We start from the raw sequence: 12903 nt of genomic DNA on the forward strand, positions 1-12903 counted from the left end.
AAGATGGGGCGGGTGGGTACCGCTGAACGCACCAAACCGTCGCTCGCGAACTGGGCGCGCCGGATCGCCTTCGGCGTCGTGCTCGTGGTGGTCGCGCTCGTCGGCGGTACGGCGTTCCGGGTGTGGCAGGTCGCCCGCGAAAACGACCGGACGCCCGCCGACGTCATCGTGGTGCTCGGTGCGGCCCAGTACAACGGCCGGCCGTCGGACATCTACGCGGCCCGGCTGGTCAAGGCCAAGCAGCTCTACGACGCGGGCGTCGCGAAGACGATCGTCACCGCGGGCGGCAAGAAGGCCGAGGACAACTTCACCGAGGCGCGGGCCGGCCAGCTCTGGCTGACCCGCCACGGCGTGCCGTCGTCGGCGACGCTGGCCGTCGGCGAGGGGAGCGACACGCTGCGGAGCCTGCGCGCGGTCGCCCAGCAGGTCGAGGCCCGCGACTGGCACACGGCGGTGCTCGTCAGCGACCCGTGGCACTCGTTCCGGGCCCGGACGATGGCCGGCGACCTGGGCCTGGACGCGTGGACGGCGCCGACGCACAGCGGGCCGATCGTGCAGGAGCGCGTCACCCAGGTGCGGTACATCGTCCGGGAGACCGGCGCGCTGCTCTACTACCGGCTGACGAAGACGCCGGCCGACGACCTGTTCGCCACGTTCCTGGGGTGAGCTTTTTGTCGGTGCGCCCGCTTAAGCTGGCCGGGTGGGTTACACCGAACACGACACCGCCCGCCTGCTGCCGGAGCCGGCGAAGGGCGCGGTGCTGCCCGGCGCCCGGGCGGACGGACGCAGCGCGTTTTCCCGCGACCGGGCCCGGGTGCTGCACTCGGCCGCGTTGCGGCGGCTCGCCGGCAAGACCCAGGTGGTCGGGCCGGGGGAGGGCGCCGAGGTCACCGGCGTCCCGCGCACCCGGCTGACGCATTCACTGGAGGTCGCGCAGATCGGCCGCGGCATCGCCGAGGAGCTGGGCGCGGATCCGGACCTGGTGGACACGGCGGGCCTGGCGCACGACATCGGCCACCCGCCGTTCGGCCACAACGGCGAGCGCGCACTCGACCAGGTCGCGGCGGCGTGCGGCGGCTTCGAGGGCAACGCGCAGACGATCCGCATCCTGACCCGCCTGGAGCCCAAGCTCCTCGGTCCGGACGGCGGCCCGGGGGGCCTCAACCTGACCCGCGCGTGCCTGGACGCGACGACGAAGTACCCGTGGCCGCGGAAGCCGGGCAAGGCGAAGTACGGCGTGTACCCGGACGACGCGGCGGTGTTCGCGTGGTTCCGCGAGGGCGCGCCGGAGGAGCGCACGTGCCTGGAGGCCCAGATCATGGACTGGGCGGACGACGTGGCGTACTCGGTCCACGACGTCGAGGACGGCGTCCTGGCCGGGCGCATAAAACTGCGCGTACTGGCCCACCCGGACGAGCGAGCGGCGGTGGCGGAGGCGGCGGCCAAGCACTTCTCGGCCCAGTCGGTGTCCACATTGGAGAACGCGGCGACGGAGTTGCTCGCGCTTCCGGCGGTGGCGGCCCTGGCCGAAGCGGAGCCGGACGGATCGCCGGGCGCCCAGGTGGCGCTGAAGAGACTGACGAGCGAACTGGTGGGCCGCTTCACGACGGCGGCGGTCACGGGCACCCGAGCGGCGTTCGGCACGAGCCCGCTGACCGGTTATGACGCCCGCCTGGCGGTCCCGGAGCAGGTGGCGGCCGAGGTGGCGCTGCTGAAGGCGCTGGCGCTGCGGTACGTGATGAGCGACCGCCGGAGGCTGGCGATGCAGGAGGGCCAGCGTGAGTTGCTGGCTGAGTTGGTGCATGCGCTGGCTCGGCGGGCGCCGGAGTCTTTGGACCCGTTGTTCGTACCGGCCTGGAACGCGGCGAAGGACGATGCGGGGTTGCTGAGGGTGGTGATCGACCAGGTCGCTTCGCTGACGGACGCGCAGGCCCACGTGTGGTACTCGTGGCACGTGACCCGCTTGCACCGCTGAGTGGAGTGAGCGCTGGGGCGGTTCGCGGCTCATCCGGCCGAGCCGGATGCTGCGGCGGACCGGGGTGCGGTCGCTTCGGGCGAGTTCCTGGGCGCGCGGGCCGTGCCGGATGGTGCGGTGGGCTGGGGGCGGCCGTTGCGGACGGGCTCTTGGGCGCGCTTGCCGGCCGGATGCTGCAGTGGTCGCTTTCGGCGAGGTGCCGGCGCGCGGGCCGCACCCCTGGGTGCGGGTGCGAGTTGCCTCCCCAGGCGCCAGCGGCTTCCCCGCGTTGAAGTGACCCCTCTGGGTGCGGGCTGTCTTCTGGCTCGAGCCGCTCGCCTGGGTGCGTGTTGCCTCCCTATGCACCAGCGGTCTCCCCGCGCTGAAGTTGCCTCCCCGGATGCGGGCTGCCTTCTGGCGTGACCTGCCTCCCTAGGCGTGGGTTATCTGCAACGCGAGCCGCTTCCTGGGTGGGAGCCGCCTTCTCCGGCGGGCGCTGCCTACTTGAGCGCGAGCCGGCTCGCGCTCATGCCGGTCTTGTCGTCGCGAGTCCGCCACTCGCGGCGAGGACCACTCTCGCGAGCCCTGCGCTTGGCCGGCCGCCGAGGCGGGCGGCGTGGCCCGGGTGGGCCGCCTGCCCTGGCAGCTTGAGTTGAGCTCCGGCGGGCGGGTGGGCGGGCGGTGGTCGCCGGTCAGGCCCGGCGGGTCGGCGCCCGAGATCACGTACGCGGCGGTGGGCGGGCTCGGCGCCGGGGTCACGCGCGGGCCGGTCGGCCTACCTGTCTGCGCCGGGATCACCTGCGCGGGTCCCGAGCGTGTGCCGGTCTTCCGCTCACCGGCGGTTACCCCGGCCCGGCATTCGGGGGAGCGGCACTAGCACCCGGCTCTGCGTCGGCCCGTGGGGGATTTGTCACCGGTGGGCGGAGTTCTGCGTGGGGGCCCGGTGGGGTTACCCGGTCCGGTAGTCTCGCCCGCATGGCCACGGACAGCCACCTCCGGTTCGCCCTCGCCGTTCACCGGGCCCTCGGTGCCGAGGGCGGGAACAGCTGTTTCTCGCCTTATTCGGTGGCCAGTGCGCTCACCCTCGCCGCGATCGCCGCGCGGGGGCGGACCCGGGACGAGCTTGTCGGCTTGCTCGGGGACGTCGGGGCGCAGGCCGGGTTGCTGCGGGAGGCCGCTCAGCTCGGGGAAGAGCGTGGTGAGCAGCCCGAACTGGCCGTCGCCAACACGCTGTGGGCCGATGACCGGCTGCCGCTCGAGGACTCCTTCAAGGCCGAGCTTGCCGGGTGGCCCGGGGCCGCTGTGGCCAGTGCGCCCTTCGAGAAAGAACCCGAAGCCGCGCGGGCGCTCATCAACGACGATGTCGGGCGGACCACGCGGGGGCTGATCCCGCAGCTGCTGCCGCCCGGGTCGATCGATCGGGACGTCGCCGCCGTGCTGGTCAACGCGCTGTACCTGAAGGCCGCCTGGCGGCTGCCGTTCCGTGAGGCCAACACCGCCGACGCGCCCTTCCACGCGCCCTCCGGCACCCGCGACGTGCCGACCATGTGGCTCGGCGAGAGCCTCGGCTACGCGCACGCGGACGGCTGGCAAGCCGTGCAGCTGGTCGCCGGCGGTGGGCTGCAGGCCGTCGTGCTGCTGCCCGACGGCGACCTCGCCGACGCCGAAGCCGCGCTCGACCAAGCGAAGCTCGCGAGCCTGCTCGGCGAGATCCGCTTCAAGCCGGTGGAGCTCGCGCTCCCGAAAGTTTCGCTCGACGTGCCCAGCTCGCTGACCGGTGTGCTGCGCGGGCTCGGCGTGCACACCATGTTCAGCGACGAAGCCGATCTTTCCGGGCTTTCGCCGGACCCGCGGCTCACCGTCTCCGAGGTGCTGCACCAGGCCGTGCTGCGCGTCGACGAACAAGGCTTCGAGGGGGCCGCGGCGACCGCGCTGACGATGCGGCTCACCTCGATGATCATCGACGAACCGGTCGCCGTTGCGGTGGACCGGCCGTTCCTGCTGCTGGTCCGGCACGCCGCCACGGGTGCCCTCTACTTCTTCGCCAGGGTGGTCGAACCGTGAGCTTGAAGTCCGAAGCCGTCCCCGAGCTCATCCCGCCCGCCCCCGAAGCACCCACCGGCCCGAAACGCTGGGCGTGGCAGGACACCGCGATCGGCGCCGGCTTCCTGCTCTTCACGATCCTCCTCTACAACGGGCTGTGGTTCGACCTCGACCGCGGCTACCTCTGGAACGGCGCGTCCGACCAGAGCCAGTGGGAGTGGTACTCCACGGTCGTCGCTAAGTCCGTGCTGCACTTCCAGAACCCGTTCACCACCGACCTGCAGAACTACCCGCTCGGCGTGAACATGGCCGCCAACGCGGCGATGTTCGGCCTGAACATCCCGCTCGCGCCCATCACGCTGACCTTCGGCGCGACGCTCACCTGGGCCATCGTGCTGACTGCGGGCCTCGCCGGCACCGCGTTCGGCTGGTACTGGGTGTTTTCGCGTCACCTGGTGCCGAACCGGACGGCGGCCGCGATCGGCGGTGCCTTCTGCGGCTTCGCCCCGCCGATGATCTCGCACGGCAACGCTCACCCGAACTTCGTCGTGCTGTTCGTGATGCCGTTCATCGCGCTCAAGACCATCCAGATCGCGCACGGCGAACGCCCGGTGCGCAACGGCATCGTGCTCGGCGTCCTCGTCGCGTGGCAGATCCTGCTGGGCGAGGAGCCGCTGGCGATCTTCGCGCTCACCTTCGTCGTCTTCGCGATCTGCTACCTCATCCCGCGCCGCGCGGAAATCCGCGGCATGCTGGCGCCGCTGGGCAAGGGTGTCGGCATCGGTGCCGTGGTCGCGCTGCTCATCGCCGGATTTCCGCTGTACTGGCAGTTCTTCGGCCCGTACAGCTTCCATTCGCTGCTGCACGGTGCGGCGGGCAACGACACCGCGGCGCTCACGCGCTTCGCGACGCAGTCGATCGCCGGCACGCCGGAGGCCGCCGCGGACGTGTCGATGAACCGCACCGAGGAGAACGCGTTCTTCGGCTGGCCGCTGGTCGTGCTCATGGTCGTGCTCACGATCTGGCTCTGGCGCGACGTCGTTTCGCGAGCGCTCGCGATCTCGATGTACGTGATGGCCTTCCTTTCCCTCGGTGTCGAGATCACGGTGGCGCACCAGGACACCGGCGTCCCGGGGCTGTGGAAGTGGCTGGGTCAGCTGCCGCTGCTGGACTCGCTGATCGAGTCCCGGCTCGCGATGGGCTGCATCCCCCTGGTCGGCGGGCTCCTCGCGATCGCGACGCACCGCGTCTGGACGGCGGCGGCCGAGCTGCCGGACCCGCTCGAAGACAAACCTCGCTTCCCGTTGAAGATGCTCTGGGTCGGCGCCGTCATCGCCGTGCTCCTCCCGATCGCGCCGACGGAACTGGTGACGCACCAGCGCCCGCTTTCGCCGCCCTTCTTCGCCGACGGCATCTGGCGCCAGTACATCGCCCCCGGCGGCTCGCTGGTGCCCGTGCCGCTGCCGAGCACCGGCGAGGCCGAACCGCTGCACTGGCAGGTCGACGCCGGCCTCGGGTACCCGATGCCGGAGGGCTACTTCGTCGGCCCGACGTCGGCGGACGACCGCCGCGGCCGGTACGGCGCCGTCCCGCGGCCGACGTCGGACCTGTTCGCGGAGGTCGAGCGCACCGGCCAGGCCGCGAACGTCACCGAAGCGGACCGCACCCAGGCCCTTGACGACCTGCGCTACTGGAAGGCCGACGTGCTCGTGGTCGGCCCGCGGCAGAACCAGGAAGCCCTCAAGTCCACAGTGGAACTGCTGCTGCGCAAGCCCGCCGAGTTCGTCGGCGGCGTGTGGGTCTGGGACGTGCGCCCGCTGACGCCGTGACTCCTCACGAAGCCGCCGCCAGCAGGATCCGGGCCAGCTCTTCGGGTTGCGAGAACATCGGCCAGTGACCGGTGTCGAGCTCCACGAGCTCCCACAGGTCGCTCTCCAGCAGTGAGACGACGTCCGGGCTCGGCGTGTCCCCGTCGAGGAGGCACTTGAGGTACGTCGCCGGGAGTTCGCCGAGCGGACGGGAAAGCACGGCCGGATCGGTCAGCGACGCCGCCGGGTGCGGGGTCGAGCCGCCGACGATCCGGGCGATCGCCTCGCCGGAAAGCCCTTGCTCCGCATAGTCTTCCGCCGTCAAGGCCGGCCAGAACCCCCGCGCGGTGAGTTCGGCGACGCGCTCGGCGGACCAGTGGGAAGTGAAGGACTCGCCGTCGGCGGGCACGTTCGAGTCCACGAACACCACCCGTTTCAGCCGGTCGCCGATCCGTTCGGCCGCTTGGCCGGCCGGGATCCCCGAATAGCTGTGCCCCACCACGACGACCTCCCGCAAGTCGTTGCGCGAGACGACATCGACGATGTCCTGGACGTGCGTTTGCCCGCCGACCGGCGCGTCACGCCGCTCGGCCAGGCCGGACAGGGTCACCGCGTGGGCGCCGTGGCCGGCCTCGCGCAGGCGCGGGACCACCTCGTCCCACGCCCACGAACCGAGCCAGGCGCCCGGAACCAGTACGAATTGAGCCATGACCGGAACCTAGCGGAGGGGTCCGACAATTTCGGTAGAGTCGGCGTCCGTGACCTCTGTGGACGACCAGGGCCGGCCCGAACCGCCCTACGACGGCGACGAAGCCGCGACCCTCCTCGGTTTCCTCGACTTCCACCGCGCGACGCTGGCCTGGAAGTGCGCCGGCCTGGACGCGGCCGGTCTGCGCGCCACGGTGCCGCCGTCCACGATGACCCTCGGCGGACTGCTCAAGCACCTCGCCTACGTGGAGGACAACTGGTTCTCGTTCGTGTGGTCCGACCACGACCGGATGCCGCCGTTCGACGCGGTCGACTGGGCGGCGACCCCGGACTGGGACTGGGATTCCGCCGCGGACGACACCCCGGAGCAGCTTCGCCTGCTGTGGGAGGAAGCGGTCGAGCGGTCGTGGACGGCGGTGCGGGCGGCGAACGGCGACCTGACGCGGCGGGCCCGGCGCTCGCTGCGGGACGGCGGCACCCCGACCCTGCGCTGGATCCTCGTGCACATGATCGAGGAGTACAGCCGCCACAACGGCCACGCCGACCTCATCCGCGAGTCGGTCGACGGCAGCACAGGCGAGTAGCTCACCGGCTCTTGGCGGGGGTGTCGGAGTCGACGCACAGCTCGCCGTCGCGCATCGCGAGCCCGAGGACGTGCGTTTCGGTGGTGGCCGGGCGGCCGTCGCGGTAGTGCAGCCGGATCCGCGCGGTCACCGTGCTGCCCTCGACCGCGGGCGTCCCGACGACTTCGGCGCCGCTGAACCTGCTCCAGAACTTGTCGTAGCTGTCGCGCGTCCGCAGCCGCAGGTTCGGCCCGATCAGCGCCCAGCCGGCGTCGGTGTCCGGCAGCAGTCCGTAGTAGTGGACGACGAACCCGGCGAGATCGCCCGGTGCGGGCCGGCTCGGACCGGCCGTGGTCACCGCGACCGGCACGGTCGTCTCCGCGGCCGGCGTGGTCGTGCGGACCGGCACCGGAACCGGTGCGGCGAGCGGCGCCGACGTCGGGGTCCCGGCCGGGGTCCGTGCGAGCAGGGCGGGCAGCGCGATCACCGCGCCGGCCCCGCCGAGCAGCAGGACCGTGACGATCGTGAGCGCGACCAGCAGCCCGGTCCGGCTCCGCGGCGCGACCTCCGGTCCGACCCTCGTGAAGGCCCGGGTCACCGCGGGCGGGGGAGCGGATTCGCGCGGCGGGCCGAGGGCGGCGCGTGCACCCGCCGCGAGCGCCGCGGTGGTCGGGTACCGGTCGTCCACGCTCTTCGCCATGCCCCGGGCCACGACGCCGTCCAGCGCCGCGGGGATGCCCGCGCGCAGCAGGCTCGGGCGCGGCGGCGCCTGGTTCAGGTGGGCGTGGAGCAGGGACGCGGCCGTCGTCGCGGCGAACGGCTTGGTGGCGGTCAGGCACTGGTGGAGCACGCACGCCAGCGCGTAGACGTCGACGCGCTGGTCGGGCCGGGCGCCGGTGAACCGCTCGGGCGCCATGTAGTCGAGCGTGCCGATCGCCGCGCCCGCGCCGGTCAGCCCGGTCGCCGACTCCTGCGACCGCGCGATCCCGAAGTCCACCAGGTAGGCGAAGCCGGTGCTGGTCAGGAGGATGTTCGACGGCTTGACGTCCCGGTGGACCAGGCCTTCGGCGTGCGCGGCAGTGAGGGCCTGGGCGATCTGGCCGACGACGTCGACGGCCTCGGCCGGGTCCATCGGCCCGCGCGTGCTCAGCCGCGCCGCCAGGTCTTCGCCTTCGACGAGCTGCATGTCCAGGTAGAGGCGGCCGTCGATTTCCCCGAACGAGTGAATCGGCACGATGTGCGGCTCGCGCAGCCGCGCCGCGGCGTGCGCTTCGCGGCGGAAGCGTTCGCGGTACTCCTCGTCGGCGGCGAGGTGGGGCGGCAGCACCTTCAGCGCCACGACCCGGTCCAGCCGGGTGTCGCGGGCGCGCAGGACCTCGCCCATGCCGCCGCGCGCGATCGGCCGTTCGATGAGGTACGGCCCGAATTCCGGGTTCACGGGGCTCCTTCGCAGGCGGACTACGCCACGGAGTCGCCGCGCGACCGGCGCCGCGTTACAAGGTCAGCTGCGGCGCTGGGCGATCTGGAAGACGTTGCCGAAGGGGTCGCGGACCACCATCCGCGGGAGCACTGTCGGGTGAGCCGGGTCCATACCCGCCCACCGAAGCCGCTTCGCGCCGTGATCACGAGCCGGTGGCCGGTCTCAGCCGAGGACCTCGCCCGCGAGGCGGCTCAGGTAGCCCGCGAACCGGTCGCGGTCCTCGGCCGGCCAGTGCCCCACCAGCGCCTCGAACGCCTGGCGCTGGTGGGCCTGAGACGCCGCGAGGAACGCCCTGGCTTCGTCGGTCAGCGTCAGCACCGCCCGGCGCGCGTCGCGGGTCGACGTCGAGCGCGTCACGAAGCCGTCGCGGGCCGCTTCGGTCGTCATCCGGCTGGCCACCGAGCGGTCGATGCCCAGCTGGCGGGCCACGTCCGCGACGGTGACCTCGTCGGCCGCCGCGCCGTCGACCGCTTGGATGACGAAGAGGTTCGGCACCGTCCACGTCGGTGGCGCGTCGGCGGCGAAGCGCTCGACGACGTCCGGCGCCCACTGACGGGCCCAGTGGCGGACCAGGCGGAAGAGGGCGGGGCCGCCGTCGCTTGATGTGTGCACAAGGCACGTTATAACGTGTGCTTTATGCACGCATCTCGGAACCTCGCGTTCGCCGGCCTCTTGCTCGGCATGGCCATGGCCCAGCTCGACGGCCTGATCGTCACCGCGGCCCTGCCTTCGATCGGCGCCGACCTGCACGCGCGCACCGGCCTCGTCGCGGTGACCGCCGCCGGCCTGCTGACGGTCACCGTCGCGACGCCGCTGCACGGCAGGCTCGGCGACCTCCACGGCCGCCGGACGTCCTTCGCCGTGTCGGTCCTCGTGTTCGCCGCCGCGTCCGCGTGGTGCGCCGCCGCCCCCGACGTCGGGTCGCTGATCGCCGCCCGCGCGCTGCAGGGGCTGGGCGGGAGCGGCCTGATCGTCACGGCGATGAGCGCGCTCGGCGAGCTGTTCGAACGCGACGAGCTGCTGCGCCGCCAGGGCCGGCAGACCGCTGTCTTCGCGGCCGCGACCCTGGGCGGGCCGCCGCTGGGCGGGCTGCTCGCGGCCGGTCCCGGCTGGCGGTGGATCTTCCTGGTCAACCTGCCGCTGTGCGTGCCCACCCTCCTGCTCGGGTGGCGTGGGCTGCCCGCGAAACCCCCTGGCACCAGGGAGAAGTTCGACGTACCGGGCAGTGTGCTGCTGGCCGTCGCGGGCTCCGCGGTGGTCGCGCTCGGCACGTTCGAAGGGCTCGCTCGGAGTCCACTGTGGACACCGCTGCTGGTCGTGGCCGCCGTCGGAGCCGGTTACTCGTTCGTCCGCAGGCAGCGTCGCGCGGCCAGCCCGTTGATCTCACCGAAGGTCTTCGCGGACGCCGTCCTCAAGCGCGCGGTGGTGGTCAACGGCCTGGCGGGCGCCGCGCTCTACGGCACCTTCACCTACGTAGCGCTGGTCGCCTCGCTCGGGGCCGGGGCGGCCGGTACCGGGCTGCTGCTCGTCGCGATGACCGCCGGGCAGCTCACGCTCTCCGCGTCCTTCGCCGCACTGGCGCGGCGGCACCCGGAAATGACGGCGTGGGGCCGCTTCGGCTGCCTGCTCGGCGTGCTGGGCCTCGCCGCGATCGCCGTCGCGGCCGCGTTGGATGGTGCACCGTGGCTGCTGGTCCCTGGGCTGTTCGCGACCGGCGCCGCGTTCGCCGTCTGCACGTCCGCTTACACGGTGCTGGGCCAGACGCGGGCGGACCGCGCACTGCTGGGCGTCACACTGGGCTCGCTGACCTTCGCGCGGCAGGCCGGCGGCCTGGCCGGCGCCGCGGTGTTCGGCTGGCTGGCGCTGGCCACGACCGGCGGGCTGGCCGCGCCGGGCCTGACCGCGGTGTTCGCCGGCGCCGCCGCGGTCATGGCCGTGGCCTGGCTCACCTCGCCCGGTGTCACGTCTTCCGAAGCCGTCTCGTCCCCCTCGTGACCGAGACGAAGGAGAACGGACATGCCGCGCATCACCGCGAAAAAGACCACCGAAGCCGGGCCGGTCCTCAAGCTGTTCTACCGGATCGCCGGCCGCCGCTACGGGGCCGTGCCCGAGCCGATGGCCGTCGTCGCGCACCACCCCGGCCTGCTGCGCGCGAACATGGCACACGAACTGCTGGTGGAGCGCGCGTCCAAGAAGCTGCCGGTGAACGTCCGGGAACTCGCCGTCTACCGGGTCGCGACCCGCATCGGCTGCTCGTGGTGCGTCGACTTCGGCACGATGCTGCAGAAGCACGACGGCCTGGACATCGAACGGCTCAAGCAGATCGACGACTACGCGACGTCGCCCGCGTTCAGCCGCCAGGAGCGGCTCGCGATCGCCTACGCCGACGCGATGTCCGCGGCGCAGGTGACGGTGACCGACGAGCAGGTCGCCGAGCTCGAGCGCGAATTCGGCCGCGAAGGCGTCGTCGAACTGACCTACCAGATCGCGCTGGAGAACTCCCGCGCCCGGATGAACAGCGCGCTCGGCATCGTCGACCAGGGTTTCACCTCGGGTGCCGCCTGCCGCATCCCGCTCCCGTAGGACACCGGGAATCGGACCCCGGTCGGACGCGCCGCCGGGGTCCGCCGCGGGACCGTTCCCGCATGCACCTCGTCGCCAGTGAACGGATCAAGCTCTTCAGCATCGCCACGCCCTGGGTGTGCGGCCTCTTCGCGCTCGTCGCCCTGGCGTTCCCGGCCGCGCTCACGGCGCTCACCGCCACCGAGTCGCGGCTGCCACCCACCGTCGCGAGCACCCAGTTCGGGCACCAGCTCGCGCTGGTCTCCGTGCTGGTTCTGGGCGCGCTCGCGGTGACGAGCGAGTACCACTCCGGCACGATCCACGGCACCTTCCAGGCGGTGCCCGGCCGGACGCCGGTGCTGGTGGCCAAGGCCGCGCTCGTCGCCGGGTACGCGTTCGGGATCGGCGAAGCGGCCGCGTTCGCGGCCTGGCTGGTCGCGCGGGTGCTCGCCCCGGACGCCGACCTGGCGCTGGACAGCGTCGCGGACTGGACGATCGTCGCCGGCACCGGCCCGGTGTTCGCGCTGGCCGCGGTCTGCGGGGTCGGCGTCGGCCTGCTCGTGCGCCACACCGCCGGTGCGGTCGCGGTGCTCGTCGCCTACCCGCTGATGGCGGAGAACGTCGTCCAGCTGATCCCGCGGGCCGGGCAGGCGATCCACCGGTGGCTGCCGCTGAACGCCGTCGCGAAGTTCCTGAGCGGTTCCGGCGAGGCGAACGCGGGCCGCGACGGGGGCAACGCCGCGGTGCTGTCCGACTCGCCGCTGCCCCCGGGCTGGGCCTTGGCCTACTTCGGCGCCTTCGCCGTCCTCCTGCTGGCCGCGGGGATCATTCGGGCGCGGCGGCGGGACGCGTGATGCGGGCCAGCTTGTCCGGGTTGACGACGTCGTAGATGGCCACGATCTTCCCGTCGCGGATGCTGACCGACTGCACGTGCTCGTCGAGCGCGAGGAAGCCGTCGCGACCCGGCATCGGCGGCAGGTACATCCCCAGGTCGCCGTTGACCAGCACCGGAGCGCCGCGTTCGGCCATCCCCGGGGCGTACTTGCGGGTGAGGCCGACGAAGAACCGGGCGATCTTGTCCGGGCCGAGGATGAGCTGGCGGGCGGTGCGGCCCTTGCCGTTCGAGTCGCCGATGAGCACGACGTCCGGGGCCAGCAGCTCGGTCATCGCCCGGATGTCGCCGGCCTGCAGGGCGATGACGAACTTCTCGAGGATCTTCGCCTGGTCGTCCAGCGGCACGCGCGGCGCCGGGTCGGCGTCGGCGAGGGCCTTGCGGCCGCGGGACGCGTGCTGGCGCGCGGCCTCGACCGAGACGCCGAGCGCGTCCGCGATCTCGGCGAACGGCACCGAGAAGGCGTCGTGCAGGACGAAGGCGACACGCTGCTCCGGGGTCAGCTTGTCGAGCACGACCAGCGCGGCCATCCGCAGCCCGTCGTCGCGGACCGCGATGTCGAGGGGGTCCTCGCTGACGACCTGCCCGAACGGCGTGACGACCGGTTCCGGGAGCCAGTTGCCGACGTAGCGCTCCCGCTGCGCGGCGGCCGACTTCAGCCGGTCGAGGCAGATCCGGCCGACGACGGTGGTCAGCCAGCCCCGCAGCTCGCGGATGGCGGCGCGGCCGGCGTCGTCGAGCCCGGCCAGCCGCAGCCACGACTCCTGGACCGCGTCCTCGGCGTCGGCGCGCGTGCCGGTCAGCCGGTAGGCGACCCCGATCAAGTGATCGCGGTGCGCGGCGAACTCCGCGGCGAGGGTGTCCTGGGCGGTGGGCGTGGAGGCCATGCCCCG

At 72.7% G+C, this 12903-nt stretch carries 12 protein-coding genes; 8 read left to right on the top strand and 4 right to left on the bottom strand.

Going from position 1 to position 12903, the window contains the following annotated elements; translation table 11 throughout:
- The first annotated feature begins 12 nt into the window (after positions 1–12).
- From MUY14_RS03950 to MUY14_RS03965, 4 genes are all read left to right on the top strand, one after another.
- A complete protein-coding gene (locus MUY14_RS03950; protein WP_247020894.1) occupies positions 13–666 on the top strand; it encodes a YdcF family protein in 654 nt (217 codons plus the stop codon).
- A gap of 34 nt (positions 667–700) precedes the next feature.
- Positions 701–1975 carry a deoxyguanosinetriphosphate triphosphohydrolase gene (locus tag MUY14_RS03955; RefSeq protein ID WP_247020896.1) on the top strand — a complete coding sequence of 425 codons (1275 nt, stop codon included), beginning with the start codon at positions 701–703 and terminating at the stop codon, positions 1973–1975.
- A gap of 954 nt (positions 1976–2929) precedes the next feature.
- On the top strand, positions 2930–4018 hold the full coding sequence (locus MUY14_RS03960) for a serpin family protein (RefSeq protein WP_247020898.1): 1089 nt from the start codon (positions 2930–2932) through the stop codon (positions 4016–4018).
- On the top strand, positions 4015–5826 hold the full coding sequence (locus MUY14_RS03965) for a glycosyl transferase (protein WP_247020900.1): 1812 nt from the start codon (positions 4015–4017) through the stop codon (positions 5824–5826). Before MUY14_RS03960 ends, MUY14_RS03965 begins: the two co-directional genes overlap by 4 nt.
- A 4-nt stretch (positions 5827–5830) precedes the next feature.
- Here MUY14_RS03965 and MUY14_RS03970 read toward each other — a convergent pair whose 3' ends face one another.
- The gene (locus tag MUY14_RS03970) at positions 5831–6514 is read right to left on the bottom strand and encodes an alpha/beta fold hydrolase (RefSeq protein WP_247020902.1); all 684 of its coding nucleotides are present in this window, start codon (positions 6512–6514) and stop codon (positions 5831–5833) included.
- 49 nt (positions 6515–6563) lie between these two features.
- On the opposite strand from MUY14_RS03970, the gene MUY14_RS03975 reads away from it, so the two are divergent.
- Positions 6564–7097, top strand: a complete 534-nt coding sequence (locus MUY14_RS03975) for a DinB family protein (protein ID WP_247020904.1) — start codon at positions 6564–6566, stop codon at positions 7095–7097.
- Between the two features lies 1 nt (position 7098).
- Here the strand turns inward: MUY14_RS03975 and MUY14_RS03980 are convergent, their stop codons facing one another.
- Both MUY14_RS03980 and MUY14_RS03985 read right to left on the bottom strand, forming a co-directional pair.
- Complete coding sequence (locus MUY14_RS03980; protein WP_247020906.1) at positions 7099–8514, bottom strand: serine/threonine-protein kinase; 1416 nt, start codon at positions 8512–8514, stop codon at positions 7099–7101.
- Positions 8515–8718: 204 nt separating this feature from the next.
- Entirely contained in the window at positions 8719–9168 is a 450-nt protein-coding gene (locus MUY14_RS03985; protein ID WP_247020908.1) for a MarR family winged helix-turn-helix transcriptional regulator, read from the bottom strand.
- Positions 9169–9192: 24 nt separating this feature from the next.
- Between MUY14_RS03985 and MUY14_RS03990 the strand changes: the two genes are divergently transcribed.
- The 3 genes from MUY14_RS03990 to MUY14_RS04000 all read left to right on the top strand — a co-directional run bounded on the left by MUY14_RS03990 (position 9193) and on the right by MUY14_RS04000 (position 11972).
- Positions 9193–10551, top strand: coding sequence for an MFS transporter (locus MUY14_RS03990; RefSeq protein WP_247020910.1), 1359 nt, complete (start codon positions 9193–9195; stop codon positions 10549–10551).
- Between the two features lie 21 nt (positions 10552–10572).
- A complete protein-coding gene (locus MUY14_RS03995; RefSeq protein ID WP_247020912.1) occupies positions 10573–11139 on the top strand; it encodes a carboxymuconolactone decarboxylase family protein in 567 nt (188 codons plus the stop codon).
- A 62-nt stretch (positions 11140–11201) separates the two neighbouring features.
- The gene (locus MUY14_RS04000) at positions 11202–11972 is read left to right on the top strand and encodes a hypothetical protein (protein ID WP_247020914.1); all 771 of its coding nucleotides are present in this window, start codon (positions 11202–11204) and stop codon (positions 11970–11972) included.
- On the opposite strand, the gene MUY14_RS04005 is transcribed toward MUY14_RS04000, so the two are convergent.
- Positions 11944–12897: a sigma-70 family RNA polymerase sigma factor gene (locus MUY14_RS04005; protein ID WP_247020916.1), complete on the bottom strand. Its 954-nt coding sequence runs from the start codon at positions 12895–12897 to the stop codon at positions 11944–11946. The genes MUY14_RS04000 and MUY14_RS04005 overlap by 29 nt on opposite strands.
- Between the last annotated feature and the right edge of the window lie 6 nt (positions 12898–12903).

This window comes from Amycolatopsis sp. FBCC-B4732, from assembly GCF_023008405.1.
Lineage (GTDB): Bacteria > Actinomycetota > Actinomycetes > Mycobacteriales > Pseudonocardiaceae > Amycolatopsis > Amycolatopsis pretoriensis_A.